The 16370-nt window shown below is 34.1% G+C and carries 9 protein-coding genes, 2 tRNA genes and 3 rRNA genes; all 14 read left to right on the forward strand.

Going from position 1 to position 16370, the window contains the following annotated elements; translation table 11 throughout:
• The first annotated feature begins 403 nt into the window (after nt 1-403).
• The 14 genes from dnaA (at nt 404) to CLOPA_RS00105 (ending at nt 16363) form a co-directional block, all read left to right on the forward strand.
• On the forward strand, nt 404-1750 hold the full coding sequence (dnaA, locus tag CLOPA_RS00040) for a chromosomal replication initiator protein DnaA (protein WP_015613444.1): 1347 nt from the start codon (nt 404-406) through the stop codon (nt 1748-1750).
• 255 nt (nt 1751-2005) lie between these two features.
• On the forward strand, nt 2006-3106 hold the full coding sequence (gene dnaN, locus CLOPA_RS00045; RefSeq protein ID WP_015613445.1) for a DNA polymerase III subunit beta: 1101 nt from the start codon (nt 2006-2008) through the stop codon (nt 3104-3106).
• A 63-nt stretch (nt 3107-3169) separates the two neighbouring features.
• Nucleotides 3170-3376, forward strand: a complete 207-nt coding sequence (locus CLOPA_RS00050; protein WP_015613446.1) for an RNA-binding S4 domain-containing protein — start codon at nt 3170-3172, stop codon at nt 3374-3376.
• Between the two features lie 69 nt (nt 3377-3445).
• Entirely contained in the window at nt 3446-4546 is a 1101-nt protein-coding gene (gene recF, locus CLOPA_RS00055) for a DNA replication/repair protein RecF (protein WP_015613447.1), read from the forward strand.
• Nucleotides 4547-4557: 11 nt separating this feature from the next.
• Nucleotides 4558-4821, forward strand: a complete 264-nt coding sequence (remB, locus tag CLOPA_RS00060) for an extracellular matrix regulator RemB (protein ID WP_015613448.1) — start codon at nt 4558-4560, stop codon at nt 4819-4821.
• 23 nt (nt 4822-4844) lie between these two features.
• Nucleotides 4845-6755, forward strand: a complete 1911-nt coding sequence (gene gyrB, locus CLOPA_RS00065) for a DNA topoisomerase (ATP-hydrolyzing) subunit B (RefSeq protein WP_015613449.1) — start codon at nt 4845-4847, stop codon at nt 6753-6755.
• Between the two features lie 181 nt (nt 6756-6936).
• Nucleotides 6937-9405, forward strand: a complete 2469-nt coding sequence (gene gyrA, locus CLOPA_RS00070; protein WP_015613450.1) for a DNA gyrase subunit A — start codon at nt 6937-6939, stop codon at nt 9403-9405.
• Between the two features lie 555 nt (nt 9406-9960).
• Nucleotides 9961-11467 (forward strand): 16S ribosomal RNA (locus CLOPA_RS00075).
• 239 nt (nt 11468-11706) lie between these two features.
• Nucleotides 11707-14607 (forward strand): 23S ribosomal RNA (locus CLOPA_RS00080).
• Between the two features lie 119 nt (nt 14608-14726).
• A 5S ribosomal RNA gene (rrf, locus tag CLOPA_RS00085) occupies nt 14727-14843 on the forward strand.
• The 16S, 23S and 5S rRNA genes sit together here with 2 tRNA genes alongside, the layout of an rRNA operon.
• A 3-nt stretch (nt 14844-14846) precedes the next feature.
• Nucleotides 14847-14923, forward strand: a tRNA-Ile gene (locus CLOPA_RS00090).
• Between the two features lie 3 nt (nt 14924-14926).
• Nucleotides 14927-15002: transfer RNA gene (locus CLOPA_RS00095), tRNA-Ala, on the forward strand.
• A gap of 297 nt (nt 15003-15299) precedes the next feature.
• Nucleotides 15300-15788, forward strand: coding sequence for an HDIG domain-containing metalloprotein (locus tag CLOPA_RS00100; protein ID WP_015613451.1), 489 nt, complete (start codon nt 15300-15302; stop codon nt 15786-15788).
• A gap of 59 nt (nt 15789-15847) precedes the next feature.
• Entirely contained in the window at nt 15848-16363 is a 516-nt protein-coding gene (locus CLOPA_RS00105) for a transcription repressor NadR (protein WP_015613452.1), read from the forward strand.
• Nucleotides 16364-16370 lie beyond the last annotated feature (7 nt).

A 16370-nucleotide genomic window follows, 5' to 3' on the forward strand; every position in this document is an offset into this window, starting at 1 on the left:
TTTGTTGATATTTTTTCAATGTAAAATACTTTTTTGTGGATAACTTCTTGAATAGATACTGATGTTTTGATATTATTAAACATGACCTGTGAATTATTTTAAAAATATAAAGTTATTCACAGGTTGTGGACAAAAATGTTGATAACTTATTTATTTAGTTAATAATTTCATTTATTATCTTTTATTTTTGTCTAAAATCCAACATTTATAAGGTATATTACAATGTTAATATATTTTTCTTACTATATGTGAATAATTTTTATTTTATAAATTATATAACAAAATTATTCACATGTGTATAATTTAATATAAATTTGTCAACAACCTTAAATAACAACTATATTTTGTTATTACTTTTGTTACTAACTTATTTCAAGATAAAAAATTTACTGGAGGATAACATATGGACACCCAACTAAAAGATATATGGGAAAAAACTTTAAATATAATAAAAAGTGAATTAACTGAAGTGAGTTTTAATACTTGGATTAAAAGTATATCTCCTTTATCTATGAATAATGATTTTATAAAATTTGGGGTCCCTAATCAATTTACTAAAGAAATTTTGGAAAGTAGATATAAAGATTTAATTTCAAACTCTTTAAAAGTCATTACTACAAAAAAGTATTCTCTTGTTTTTAACATATTGTCAGAAGAAACTGCTGAAGTTGATGAATCATACGAAGATAAATCTAAAGATAATATATCTTCTCATGATGAAATGTATACAATGTTAAATCCAAAATATAAATTTGATTCATTTGTCATAGGTAATAGCAATAGATTTGCTCATGCTGCTTGCTTAGCTGTTGCAGAAGCTCCAGCTAAAGCATATAATCCATTATTTATATATGGTGGAGTTGGACTCGGAAAAACACATCTTATGCATGCTATAGGACATTATATATTACAAAATAATCCTAAGGCCAAGGTAGTATATGTTTCTTCTGAAAAATTTACTAATGAACTAATTAATTCTATAAAGGATGATAAAAATGAAGAATTTAGAACTAAGTACAGAAATGTTGATGTACTTTTAATAGATGATGTTCAATTTATTGGTGGTAAAGAAAGAACACAAGAGGAGTTCTTTCACACCTTTAATACTCTTCATGAAAATAATAAGCAAATTATCCTTTCCAGTGATCGCCCTCCAAAAGAAATACCAACATTGGAAGACAGATTGCGCTCACGCTTTGAATGGGGACTTATAGCTGATATTCAACCACCTGATTTTGAAACAAGAATAGCTATATTAAAAAAGAAAGCTGATGTAGAAAATTTAAATATACCAAATGAAGTAATGGTATATATAGCTACAAAGATTAAATCAAATATACGAGAATTAGAAGGAGCATTAATACGAATAGTAGCTTTTTCTTCCTTAACAAACAAAGAAGTAAGCGTAGATTTAGCCTCAGAGGCATTAAAAGATATAATCTCAAATAAACAATCACGTCAGGTTACTGTAGGATTAATCCAGGATATAGTTGCAAATTACTATAGCCTTAGAATAGAAGATTTTAAGTCTGCAAGAAGAACTAGAAATATAGCTTATCCCAGACAAATAGCTATGTATTTATGTAGAAAACTCACAGATATGTCTTTGCCAAAGATAGGTGAAGAATTTGGAGGAAGAGATCATACAACTGTTATTCATGCTTATGAAAAAATATCTGGTGGATTAAAAAAAGACGAATCTCTAAAGAATGCAATAAGCGATATAACTAAAAAGATAAATCAAAAATAATAACATATGTTTATAATAATATAAAATAAACATGTGGATAAAAAAATTATTTATATTTAGTCTTAATAATGTGGATAAAGCTAAATTTTTACTATTTACTTATCCACAATTATTTTTTAGTCTAATTAGCCAATATGCTTGCTTTTAGAAGTTACTAACATATCAACAGCCCCTACTACTATTACTATAATATTATTATATTATCTAATCTACTATATAAGCCATTTTATCTGTGTATAAGGAGGACATACAATTATGAAATTTAAATGTGAAAAAAATAAACTTCAAGAGGCTATATCTATAGCACAAAAATCAGTGACTGGAAAATCATCAATGCCTATACTACAAGGATTACTTATAATTGCAGAACAAGGACAGATTACAATAATAGGTTCCGATATTGACTTAAGTATAGAAACTAAACTAGAAGCTGAAATTATAGAAACTGGAAAAATTGTAGTTGATGCTAAACTATTTGGAGATATAATAAGAAAACTTCCAAATTCATATATAGAAATAAATTCATTGGACAATAACTCAATTAAATTAATTTGTGAAAAGTCTGAATTTACTTTGGTTCATATGAATGCAGATGATTTTCCAAGTCTTCCATCCATTAACGATGATATGATTTTTTCTATAGATCAAAAAACACTAAAAAATATGATAAAATCTACTATATTTGCAATTGCACAAGATGAGTCAAGACCAATACTTACAGGGGTTTTATTTGAAGTAAAAGATAAAAAAATTAATCTAGTAGCTCTAGACGGATATAGACTTGCATTTAGAAGTGAATCCATAGAAAATGACGATTCTATAAGTGCCGTTATTCCTGGAAAAACTTTAAACGAAGTAGTTAAAATCTTGCAAGATGAGGGAATTGTAAATATAACATTTACTTCAAATCATATTCTTATAAATCTTGAAAAAACTAAAATAATATCTAGACTTTTGGAAGGTGAATTCATAAGGTATACATCAATAATTCCTGAAGAATATAATTTAAGAGTAAATGTAAAAAGAGAAGAACTTTTAAATTGTATAGAAAGAGCATCGTTAGTAGGAAAGGACGGAAATACAAGTCTTATTAAATTTGATATTGAAGATGATTATATGGTAATAACTTCTAATTCTCAATTGGGAAACGTCCGAGAAGAATTGAATATAATTTTGCAAGGAGAACATTTAAAAATTGCATTTAATTCAAAATACCTAATAGACTTATTAAAAATAATAGAGGAAGAAGAAATATGTATGGAATTTTCTAGTAATATAACTCCATGTTTAGTTAAAAGTAAAGAAAATAATAACTATACTTATCTTATTTTACCTGTGAGATTATTAAATAGTTAATTAATTATAAAGTTGGTTATAATTAAAAAGAGAGGAGTGTAACTTAGGTTACAAAATAAAATTATGGAAGAAGTTAAAATTAATACTGAAATAATAAAATTGGATTCATTTCTAAAATGGGCAGGTATTATTAGTCAAGGTTCAGAAGCTAAATTTTTTATAAAAAATGGAGAAGTTAAGGTTAATGGAGTTGTTGAAATTCAAAGGAGTAAAAAACTATTAAAAGGGGATTTGATAGAATTTAATGGTAATCAATATAAAATAATATAATTGTATTGATTACGTAATTAGATTTGCCATAAGTTTATATACTTGTGTTATAATATAAGGTGTGTAGTTATGCATATAGGATCTTTAATACTTAATAATTTTAGAAATTATGAAAAGCTCAATATTCAATTAGATAGAAATATAAATATATTTACTGGAGATAATGCCCAAGGAAAAACCAATATACTTGAGAGTATTTATTACTGTAGTGTAGGTAAATCCTATAGGACAAATAAGGATAAGGAGCTTATTCAATGGAATAAGGAAAGCTCATATATAAATTTATATGTCTGTAAAGAAAGATTAGATAAAAGAATAGAAATAAAAATTTTTAAAGAAGGTAAAAAAGGCATTAATGTTAATTCTATAAGGTTAAGAAAGATATCTGAGCTTTTTGGAGTTTTTAATGCTGTAATTTTTTCACCAGAAGATTTGAAAATTGTAAAAGATTCTCCAATTTATAGAAGAAAGTTTTTGGATATAGAACTTTCTAAACTAAATTCAAGATATTATTTTGAATTGGTTCAGTATACTAAAGTTTTAAATGAAAGAAACGCATTACTTAGAAATAATAGCAAGGATACTTTTGATATTTTAGAAATATATGATAAGCAACTTAGTAAATATGGAAGCAAATTAATAAAATACAGATTAGATTATATAGATAAATTAAATTATTTTGGAAATATAATACATAATGATATAACCAGTAAAAAAGAAAATATAGAGTTTAAATATATTATGTGTGTTAAAAATACAGATAATATAGAAACTGATTTATTTAAATGTTATGAAAAAAATAGAAATAAGGATATATACAGAGGAAATACATCCATAGGACCCCACAAGGATGATTTTAGTATATTAATAAATAATATAGACACAAGAAGTTATGGTTCACAGGGACAGCAAAGAACAGCTATATTAACTATTAAATTTTCAACTTTAAATATTTTAAAAGAATATACAAAAGAGGAGCCTGTACTTTTATTAGATGATGTTTTATCAGAACTTGATACTTCCAGGCAAAAATATATTTTAAATTCTATAAATGACATACAAACTATCATTACGTGTACAGGAATTAATAATATAAGCAGCTATATAAGTGGAAAATTTAAGGTTTTTAATGTTAAAGATGGAGAAATATCAGAGGTTGATAGCTTATAAGGAGGTTTTTTATGTTTTTGCATTTAGGTGAAAGTGTAGTAGTTCCAATAAAAGATATTATAGGAATTTTTGATATAGAAACTACTATGTATAGTTCAGATACTAGCCAGTTTTTAAGAATGGCAGAAGAAGATGGATTTGTTCAAAGAATAACTAATGAGAAGCCAAAATCATTTATAATTGCTGAGGTAAATCAAAAAAGCAAGATATATTTATCTCCAATATCTTCTGCTACACTTAGCAAGAGAAGTGAAATGTTTTATTTAGAACCATAGAGTTTTTTGATAGGAGGATTTCAATGTCACAAAATAATGAAATTTATGATGAAAGTCAAATTCAGGTTCTTGAAGGATTAGAAGCGGTAAGAAAGAGACCTGGAATGTATATAGGTAGCACTTCTCTAAGGGGTCTTCATCATCTTGTTTATGAAATAGTTGATAACAGCATAGATGAAGCTTTAGGTGGTTTTTGTAAAAACATAGATATTGTAATTCATAAGGATAACTCAGTATCCATAGTTGATGATGGAAGGGGTATGCCTGTAGGAATACATCATAAAATGAATAAGCCAACAGTGGAAGTTATAATGACAGTGCTTCATGCTGGAGGAAAATTTGGCGGTGGTGGTTATAAAGTATCAGGAGGTCTACATGGTGTTGGAGCATCAGTTGTTAATGCTTTATCTGAAACCTGCGAAGTTATAGTTAAAAGAGATGGCCATATTTGGAGGCAGCTTTATCATAGAGGAAATGTAGCTAGTCCTTTTGAACAAATAGGTGATACGGAAGAACATGGTACTCAGACTAATTTTAAGCCAGACAGTGAAATATTTGAGGAAATAGAATTTAGCTATGATACATTAGCTCAAAGGCTAAGAGAATTAGCATTTTTAAATAAGGGAATAAAGATTAATTTTACAGATGAAAGACAGGACAAAAAAGAAACATTCCATTATGAAGGTGGAATAAAATCATTTGTTAGCTATCTAAATAGAAATAAAGAAGCTATTTTTCCAGAACCAATTTATATTGAGGGATACAAAGGTGATTATGTAGTGGAAATGGCACTTCAATATAATGATGGTTATGCAGAAAATTTATTTTCTTTTGCAAATAACATTGATACAGTTGAAGGTGGAACTCATCTTTCTGGTTTTAAAACAGCACTTACAAGAGTTTTAAATGACTATGCAAGGAAATTTAATTTTATAAAGGAAAATGATAAGAATTTTTCTGGAGAAGACATTAGAGAGGGATTAACAGCAGTTATATCAATTAAGCTTTCAGATCCTCAGTTTGAAGGTCAGACAAAGACAAAACTTGGAAACAGTGAAGTAAGAGGAATTGTTGATAGTATTTTAGGTGAAAATGTAAGTGCCTTTTTAGAGGAAAACCCACAAATAGGTAAAATAATAATTGATAAAGCTTTGCTTGCAGCAAGAGCCAGAGATGCAGCAAAAAAGGCAAGAGAACTTACAAGAAGAAAATCTGTACTTGAAACTACTGCCCTTCCAGGTAAACTGGCGGATTGTTCTTCAAAAGATCCAGCAGAATGCGAAATTTATATAGTTGAGGGTGATTCAGCTGGTGGATCAGCTAAACAGGGTAGAGATAGAAAATTTCAAGCTATACTTCCTTTAAGAGGAAAGATTATGAATGTAGAAAAGCAGAGAATAGATAAGATATTAAACTCTGAAATGATAAGAGCTATGATAACTGCTTTTGGTGCTGGTATAAGCAAGGATTTTGATATAGAAAAAATAAGATATCATAGAATTATTATTATGACTGATGCCGATGTAGATGGTGCACATATAAGGACATTGTTATTGACATTTTTCTATAGATATATGAGAGAACTTGTGGAGCAGGGACATATATATATAGCTCAGCCACCATTATATAAGGTTTCTAAGGGTAAAAAGGAAGTATATTGCTATCTTGAAAAAGATTTAGATAAGGTTCTAGAAGAGCTTGGTGGTAAAGATAATAATACAAGTATTCAAAGATACAAAGGTTTAGGTGAAATGAATGCAGAACAACTTTGGGAGACTACAATGGATCCTGAAAGAAGAATACTTTTGAAAGCAACAGTAGAAGATGCTATGGTTGCAGATGAGATATTTACAATTCTTATGGGAGACAAAGTAGAACCACGTAGAGAATTCATACAGCAAAATGCAAAGAATGTTATAAATTTAGATATTTAAAATTTAACATATAAATAAAATAGTCAATATTATCAATGCAATCTTGTTTAGTTGGAATTTACTATGCTAAATTTAGGGTAATTATCTAACAAGCTAACTGTTGTAGTTAACTTGTTTATATATAATGCGAATATAACAGTTAGCAGCTATAAGATATAGCACGATAAAAGAGGTGTGTTACATGAATAATGAAGGTAAGGTTTTACAAGTAGATATAAGTAGTGAGATGAAAAAATGTTATATAGATTATGCAATGAGTGTTATTATTGACCGTGCATTACCAGATGTAAGAGATGGTCTTAAACCAGTGCATAGAAGAATTATTTATTCAATGCATGAATTAGGTTTAACTCCAGAAAAGGGATATAGAAAATGCGCTAGAATAGTTGGAGATGTTCTTGGTAAATACCATCCACATGGTGATTCATCTGTATATGATGCATTAGTTAGGATGGCTCAAGACTTTAACCTAAGATATCCCCTTGTAAATGGTCATGGAAATTTTGGATCAGTAGATGGTGATTCAGCAGCTGCTATGAGATATACAGAAGCAAAGATGAGCAAAATAGCACTTGAAATGATTAGAGATATAGGAAAAAATACAGTGGATTTCGTCCCTAATTTTGATGGTGAAGAAGAAGAACCATCCGTAATACCATCAAGATTTCCAAATTTATTAGTTAATGGATCAGCTGGTATTGCAGTAGGTATGGCAACTAATATACCTCCTCATAATTTAAATGAGGTCATTGATGCAATATTTATGCTTATCGATAACAATGATGTAACAATATTGGAGCTTATGACCAAAATAAAAGGACCAGATTTTCCTACATCAGGAATGATAATTGGTAAATCTGGAATAAGAAGTGCCTATGAAACAGGTAGGGGTAAGGTGGTTGTAAGATCAAAATGTGAGATTGAAGAAAATAATGGTAAGCATAGAATTATAGTAACTGAATTACCTTATCAAGTTAATAAAGCTAAACTTATTGAAAATATGGCTGATTTGGTTAAGGATAAGAGATTAAATGGAATATCGGATCTTAGAGATGAATCTGACAGAGAGGGTATGAGGATAGTTATAGAACTGAAAAGGGATGCAAATCCTCAGGTTTTATTGAATCAACTATATAAGCATACAAAATTACAGGATACTTTTGGAATTATAATGCTAGCTTTAGTAGATGGAAAGCCTCAATACCTTAATTTGAAACAGATGTTACAGCATTATGTAATATTTCAGGAAGAGGTAATACGAAGAAGAACTCAATTTGAATTAGATAAAGCTAGAGCTAGAGCTCACATATTAGAAGGTCTTAAAATTGCACTTGATCACATTGATGAGGTTATAAATATTATAAGATCATCAAAAACGGTTAATGAAGCAGAAGAAAGACTTATGGATAAATTTAATCTTTCAGAAAAGCAGTCTGAAGCAATTGTAGAAATGAAGCTTAGAAGACTTACTGGTCTTGAAAGAGAAAAGATAGAAGAAGAATTAGCAGAACTTATGAGAACTATTGAGTATTTAGAAAGTGTATTAGCAGATAGAAATATGATTTTAAATATAATAAAAGATGAACTTACAGAAATAAAGGCTAAGTTTGGTGATGAAAGAAAAACTCTTATAGAAAGTGTTGAAAATGAAATAGACATAGAAGACCTTATTGAGGATGAAGATGTTGTAATAACACTTACTCATGCAGGATACATAAAAAGATTGCCAGCAGATACATATACAGCCCAAAGAAGAGGCGGAAGAGGTATACAGGCAATGGCTACTAAAGAAGATGACTTCGTAGAACATATATTTATAACATCTACTCATAATAATATTTTGTTCTTTAGCAATCAGGGAAAAGTCTATAAACTTAAAGCTTATGAGATACATGAAGCAGGAAGAACTGCTAAGGGGACAAATTTAATAAATCTTCTCCAATTAAATCAAGGTGAAAAAATTCAAGCTGTCATAACTTTGAAGGAATTTAAAGAAGATAATTATCTAATTATGGCTACTAAAAAGGGAGTTATAAAGAAAACTTCTCTTGACCAATATGCTGCAATAAGAAAGAACGGGCTTAATGCTATAAATTTAAGAGAAGATGATGAACTTATTGGAGTAAGACTTACAAATGGTGATAGCGAAATATTAATGGCAACTAAGAATGGTTATGCTATTAGGTTTAATGAAAAAGATGCTAGGCCACTTGGAAGAAATACATCTGGAGTAAGAGGAATAAGTCTTAGAGAAGATGATATTGTTGTTGGAATGGAAGTTGTAGACATTGAACAGGATGTTCTTGTAGTAAGTTCTAATGGGTTTGGTAAGAGAACCCATATAGCTGAGTATTCTGTTCAAAAAAGAGGTGGAAAAGGTGTAATAACCTACAAAGTAACTGAAAAAACCGGAGAACTTGTAGGTGCCAGAATGGTTAAAGATGCAGATGAAATGATGATTATTAATAGTAATGATATAGTAATTAGAATAAATGTATCAGATATATCTACCACTAGTAGAAATGCCATGGGTGTAACCTTAATGAGAAGTACTGATGAAGAAAAGGTAGTAGCAATAGCCAAGATAGATACAGATGTAAATGAAAATTATGAGGTAGAAGAAACAAATTTGGATTCTAATCATGAATAAATTTATGAGTTAAATAAGTAAAATATAAAATAGCTCTTATTTAGTTAATTAAAAATAATAACTAAGTAAGAGCTTATTTATTATTTTATAACATACAATTCTCCAGGTGTATCAATACTAAATATAATGAGCAAAACAGTGAAATTATAAGAAATATGAAACTATTTTTGATAAAGCACATAAAAATTAAATACATAAGTCATTAAATTTGATAAAATAGTCTTCGTTCTCTGAGATGATTTTTATTAGCAAACTCAAACATTTATATTTACAATAAAAAAATATTGACAGTATAAATGTATGATGATAGAATAGTAAAAGTTGTTGAAAAATAATATATCTAATCAATAAAAATCACAGTAAAAAGTTATTGACAAATTGCATTGATGATGATAAACTATAAAAGCTGTCAGATGACAGAAATTGATCTTTGAAAATTAAACAGAGTATAAGAATAAAACAAACCAGCAATTCTTTAGATTTTAAGAAATTAAAATCAAGAGTAACAAATTCTTCAGTAAAATGAAGAGAAGCGATGAGCTAACATCAAACTTATAAATTGAGAGTTTGATCCTGGCTCAGGACGAACGCTGGCGGCGTGCTTAACACATGCAAGTCGAGCGAGAAACCTTCGGGTTTCTAGCGGCGGACGGGTGAGTAACACGTGGGTAACCTGCCTCAAAGAGGGGAATAGCCTCCCGAAAGGGAGATTAATACCGCATAATATTACAGCTTCGCATGAAGCAGTAATTAAAGGAGTAATCCACTTTGAGATGGACCCGCGGCGCATTAGCTAGTTGGAGAGGTAACGGCTCACCAAGGCGACGATGCGTAGCCGACCTGAGAGGGTGATCGGCCACATTGGAACTGAGACACGGTCCAGACTCCTACGGGAGGCAGCAGTGGGGAATATTGCACAATGGGCGAAAGCCTGATGCAGCAACGCCGCGTGAGTGATGACGGTCTTCGGATTGTAAAGCTCTGTCTTTTGGGACGATAATGACGGTACCAAAGGAGGAAGCCACGGCTAACTACGTGCCAGCAGCCGCGGTAATACGTAGGTGGCAAGCGTTGTCCGGATTTACTGGGCGTAAAGGATGTGTAGGCGGATACTTAAGTGAGATGTGAAAGCCCCGGGCTTAACCTGGGGACTGCATTTCAAACTGGGTATCTAGAGTGCAGGAGAGGAAAGCGGAATTCCTAGTGTAGCGGTGAAATGCGTAGAGATTAGGAAGAACATCAGTGGCGAAGGCGGCTTTCTGGACTGTAACTGACGCTGAGGCATGAAAGCGTGGGGAGCAAACAGGATTAGATACCCTGGTAGTCCACGCCGTAAACGATGAGTACTAGGTGTAGGAGGTATCGACTCCTTCTGTGCCGCAGTTAACACAATAAGTACTCCGCCTGGGAAGTACGGTCGCAAGATTAAAACTCAAAGGAATTGACGGGGGCCCGCACAAGCAGCGGAGCATGTGGTTTAATTCGAAGCAACGCGAAGAACCTTACCTAGACTTGACATCTCCTGAATAGCGTAGAGATACGTGAAGCCCTTCGGGGCAGGAAGACAGGTGGTGCATGGTTGTCGTCAGCTCGTGTCGTGAGATGTTGGGTTAAGTCCCGCAACGAGCGCAACCCTTATCATTAGTTGCTACCATTAAGTTGAGCACTCTAGTGAGACTGCCCGGGTTAACCGGGAGGAAGGCGGGGATGACGTCAAATCATCATGCCCCTTATGTCTAGGGCTACACACGTGCTACAATGGTGAGAACAACGAGATGCAATACCGCGAGGTGGAGCCAAACTTGAAAACTCATCCCAGTTCGGATTGCAGGCTGAAATTCGCCTACATGAAGTTGGAGTTGCTAGTAATCGCGAATCAGAATGTCGCGGTGAATACGTTCCCGGGCCTTGTACACACCGCCCGTCACACCATGAGAGCTGGTAACACCCGAAGTCCGTGAGGTAACCTTTATGGGGCCAGCGGCCGAAGGTGGGATTAGTGATTGGGGTGAAGTCGTAACAAGGTAGCCGTAGGAGAACCTGCGGCTGGATCACCTCCTTTCTAAGGAGTAAGCATGGTAGGATAACTACTGTGATATGGTTGTTTAACTCTTATCTCTGTTTAATTTTGAGAGATCAATATCTCTTAAATGTACTTTGAAAATTGCATAGTGAAACAAAAAGTAAAGTAAAATAATAAAACAAATATCCTTTGTATAATTAATCTTTATCTTTAATAAAATGAAGATTAAAACAAAATAAAAGACTAAACTCGAAAAGCTAACGCTTAAGAGTATAACAGGTCAAGCTACAAAGGGCGCATGGTGAATGCCTTGGCACTAGAAGTCGAAGAAGGACGCGACAAGCTGCGATAAGCTTCGGGTAGGCGCAAATGGCCTGTGATCCGGAGATTTCCGAATGGGGCAACCCACATGTCTTAACGACATGTACTTTATACTGAATACATAGGTATATAGAGACATACCCGGGGAACTGAAACATCTAAGTACCCGGAGGAAGAGAAAGAAATATCGATTTCCTTAGTAGCGGCGAGCGAAATGGAATGAGCCCAAACCAGGAACTTTGTTCCTGGGGTTGTGGATAGATCATTAAAGCCTAATATCTTAATCGAAGAGTTCTGGAAAGCTCTACCGTAGAAGGTAACAGTCCTGTAGATTAAAAGAGAAAATGGCCGGATCTATTCCAGAGTACCACGAGACACGTGAAACCTTGTGGGAAGCTGGGAGGACCACCTCCCAAGGCTAAATACTTTCTAGTGACCGATAGTGAAGCAGTACCGTGAGGGAAAGGTGAAAAGAACCCCGGAAGGGGAGTGAAATAGAACCTGAAACCGTGTGCCTACAACCGGTCGAAGCACTTTTTATGTGTGACGACGTGCTTTTTGTAGAACGAGCCAGCGAGTTACGGTATGCAGCAAGGTTAAGCACTTCTGGTGCGCAGCCGAAGGGAAACCGAGTCTTAATAGGGCGACTAGTTGCATGCTGTAGACCCGAAACCGGGTGACCTATCCATGGCCAGGTTGAAGCGGAAGTAAAATTCCGTGGAGGACCGAACCACATTGGTGTTGAAAAACCATGGGATGAGCTGTGGATAGCGGAGAAATTCCAATCGAACTCGGAGATAGCTGGTTCTCCTCGAAATAGCTTTAGGGCTAGCGTCGATTAATTGAGTTATGGAGGTAGAGCACTGAATGAGGTAGGGGCTGACAACAGTTACTGAACTCTATCAAACTCCGAATGCCATATACTTTTATTTCGGCAGTCAGACTGCGAATGATAAGATCCGTAGTCAAAAGGGAAACAGCCCAGATCATCAGCTAAGGTCCCTAAGTGTAAGTTAAGTGGTAAAGGATGTGGGATTTCTAAGACAACTAGGATGTTGGCTCAGAAGCAGCCACTCATTTAAAGAGTGCGTAATAGCTCACTAGTCAAGAGATCCTGCGCCGAAAATGTCCGGGGCTAAAACTTACCACCGAAGCTATGGGCTCGTAAGAGCGGTAGAGGAGCTTCCTGTATGGATTGAAGTCGTACCGTAAGGAGCGGTGGACTATACAGGAGTGAGTATGCTGGCATAAGTAGCGAGAACTAAGTGAGAATCTTAGTGGTCGAAAACCTAAGGTTTCCTGAGGAAGGCTCGTCCGCTCAGGGTTAGTCGGGTCCTAAGCCGAGGCCGAAAGGCGTAGGTGATGGATAATCGGTTGATATTCCGATACCACCTTTTTCCGTTTTGAGAGATGGGGTGACGCAGAAGGATAAGATGTGCGCACTATTGGATGTGCGTCTAAGCACTAAGACGTGCAGGTTGGCAAATCCGCCTGCTTAGTTGAGGTGTTATGGGGAGCTAATTTTTAGCGAAGTATCTGATTTCACACTGCCAAGAAAAGCCTCTATCAAGGAATTAAGGTGCCCGTACCGCAAACCGACACAGGTAGGTGAGGAGAGAATCCTAAGACCATCGGAAGAATCGTTGTTAAGGAACTCGGCAAATTGACCCCGTAACTTCGGGAGAAGGGGTGCCTACTTAACGTAGGCCGCAGAGGATAGGCCCAAGCAACTGTTTAGCAAAAACACAGGTCTCTGCTAAAGCGTAAGCTGATGTATAGGGGCTGACGCCTGCCCGGTGCTGGAAGGTTAAGGGGATCCGTTAGAGTAATCGAAGCGGTGAACTTAAGCCCCAGTAAACGGCGGCCGTAACTATAACGGTCCTAAGGTAGCGAAATTCCTTGTCGGGTAAGTTCCGACCCGCACGAATGGCGTAATGATTTGGGCACTGTCTCAACAACGAATCCGGCGAAATTGTAGTGCAAGTGAAGATGCTTGCTACCCGCGATTGGACGGAAAGACCCCGTAGAGCTTTACTGTAGTTTAGCATTGAGTTTCGGTATTGTCTGTACAGGATAGGTGGGAGACTGGGATACAGCGGCGTCAGCTGCTGTGGAGTCGTCCTTGGGATACCACCCTGACAGTACTGGAATTCTAACCGGAGGCCATGAAGCTGGTCACGGGACATTGCTAGATGGGCAGTTTGACTGGGGCGGTCGCCTCCAAAAAAGTAACGGAGGCGCCCAAAGGTTCCCTCAGCGCGGTTGGAAATCGCGCGTAGAGTGCAAAGGCATAAGGGAGCCTCACTGCGACACAAACAAGTGGAGCAGGGACGAAAGTCGGGCTTAGTGATCCGGTGGTTCCTCGTGGGAGGGCCATCGCTCAACGGATAAAAGCTACCTCGGGGATAACAGGCTGATCTCCCCCAAGAGTCCCACATCGACGGGGAGGTTTGGCACCTCGATGTCGGCTCGTCGCATCCTGGGGCTGAAGTAGGTCCCAAGGGTTGGGCTGTTCGCCCATTAAAGCGGCACGCGAGCTGGGTTCAGAACGTCGTGAGACAGTTCGGTCCCTATCCGTCGCGGGCGTAGGAAATTTGAGAGGAGCTGTCCTTAGTACGAGAGGACCGGGATGGACTGACCTCTGGTGCACCAGTTGTCACGCCAGTGGCACAGCTGGGTAGCTATGTCGGGATGGGATAAACGCTGAAAGCATCTAAGCGTGAAGCCCACCTCAAGATTAGATTTCCCATAGCGTAAGCTAGTAAGACCCCTGAAAGAACATCAGGTTGATAGGTCAGAGGTGTAAGTGCAGCAATGTATTCAGCTGACTGATTCTTATAGGTCGAGGGCTTGACCAATATTTAAATAAATTACTAAAGTGTATATTAGTATACAATATTATATTTTACTTTTACCCTTTACTATGCAATTTTGAGAGTACATTTTAATTCTTAATTTTAACTCTCAATTTAATATATCCAGTGTCTATGACTTAGAGGTAACACCCGTTCCCATTCCGAACACGAAGGTTAAGCTCTTATGTGCTGATGGTACTGCAGGGGTAGCCCTGTGGAAGAGTAGGTCGATGCTGGGTAATGGATCTTTAGCTCAGTTGGTTAGAGCAACCGGCTCATAACCGGTTGGTCCGGGGTTCGAGTCCCTGAAGGTCCACCATATGGGGGTATAGCTCAGTTGGGAGAGCATCTGCCTTGCACGCAGAGGGTCAAGAGTTCGAGTCTCTTTATCTCCACCAAACAGTCCTGATGGACTGTTTTTTATTTTACTATAAATTTAAAACTAATATATTCTACAATAAATTATCTTAACTAGTAAAATAACTATTTTATTTAAATACTATTAATCAAATGTATAATTTTAATCTATATAAAGGAATATAATATTGTTTATTAATGATTATTTTAAAGTCAGTATTAATGTGAAGTCGTATCTATTTCCCATAATACTGGCTTTTATTTATATTAAAATATATAATATTTTTAAAAGAAATAAAAGCCAGTATATTTTATTAATTTAAGTGAGGTAAATTTTAATGCTTTTTTATAGAATAAAACAATTCATTTTATATATTAATGCAAAGCCTACTGAATATGATTTAAAATATATAGTATCAAAGTTAAATGATAATGAGTTAATACTGTTTAAAAATCTTTCTATGCATGAGCAAAAGCATTGTATAAATGTAGCCAAAGATGTTGAAAAAATTTGTTATAATAAGAAAATAAATTCTTCTTATTTAATAAAAATAGCATTATTGCATGATATAGGAAAGATAAAAGGAAATTTAAATATTATAGATAAATCTATTTTGGTGATTTTAGATTATTTATCTAAAGGAAAAATAAGAAAATTTAATAGTGTAAAAAAAATTAATATATATTATAATCATGGTAAAATAGGAGCAGATATTCTAAAAAAATATGGGTATAATAAAAGGTTTTTATATTTAATTGAAAATCATCATAACATAATAGATGATGAAGAATTAGATATAATTAAATTTTGTGATAATAAAAATTAATTATTCAATAAATTATTTTACTAATTGAATAAAGGGTAAAATATTTTGGAGGTGAATTTATGAATTCTTATGAAAGAAGAAATTATATAAAAGGTATCTTACAGGAAAAGGAAGATCCATTAAAGGGTAATATGTTAGCAGAAAAACTTGGAGTTACAAGGCAAATAATAGTTAAGGATATAGCTATACTGAGGGCAGCTGGAAGTGATATTATTTCCACTCCAAAAGGATATATAATATCTAAAAATAAAAGTAATAGAATAAAAAAGGTTATAGCAGTATGTCATAAGTCAGAGGAAATAGAAGATGAGCTTTTAACTATAGTAAAATTTGGTGGAATAATAGAGGATGTGATTATTGAACATAAGCTTTATGGAGAAATAAGAGGAATATTAATGATTAAAACTATTTTTGATGTTGAAAATTTTATATCAAAATTAAATAAATATGATGCCGAACCTCTATCAATTTTAACTGGTGGGGTCCATCTTCATACTATAAGTGTAGAAGATGAAAATTCTCTAAAAAATATATTAAATGAATTAAATAAAAAGAAATATTTAGTATCTGATTAATATAATA

This window comes from Clostridium pasteurianum BC1 (assembly GCF_000389635.1).
Lineage (GTDB): Bacteria > Bacillota > Clostridia > Clostridiales > Clostridiaceae > Clostridium_I > Clostridium_I pasteurianum_A.

What these genes read in the sequence shown, in the direction of transcription:
- dnaN (WP_015613445.1), top strand. Translation starts at nt 2,006, where the DNA reads ATGAAATTTAAATGTGAAAAAAATAAACTTCAAGAGGCTATATCTATA.
- remB (WP_015613448.1), top strand. Translation starts at nt 4,558, where the DNA reads ATGTTTTTGCATTTAGGTGAAAGTGTAGTAGTTCCAATAAAAGATATT.
- CLOPA_RS00105 (WP_015613452.1), top strand. Translation starts at nt 15,848, where the DNA reads ATGAATTCTTATGAAAGAAGAAATTATATAAAAGGTATCTTACAGGAA.
- dnaA (WP_015613444.1), top strand. Translation starts at nt 404, where the DNA reads ATGGACACCCAACTAAAAGATATATGGGAAAAAACTTTAAATATAATA.
- CLOPA_RS00050 (WP_015613446.1), top strand. Translation starts at nt 3,170, where the DNA reads ATGGAAGAAGTTAAAATTAATACTGAAATAATAAAATTGGATTCATTT.
- gyrA (WP_015613450.1), top strand. Translation starts at nt 6,937, where the DNA reads ATGAATAATGAAGGTAAGGTTTTACAAGTAGATATAAGTAGTGAGATG.
- CLOPA_RS00100 (WP_015613451.1), top strand. Translation starts at nt 15,300, where the DNA reads ATGCTTTTTTATAGAATAAAACAATTCATTTTATATATTAATGCAAAG.
- recF (WP_015613447.1), top strand. Translation starts at nt 3,446, where the DNA reads ATGCATATAGGATCTTTAATACTTAATAATTTTAGAAATTATGAAAAG.
- gyrB (WP_015613449.1), top strand. Translation starts at nt 4,845, where the DNA reads ATGTCACAAAATAATGAAATTTATGATGAAAGTCAAATTCAGGTTCTT.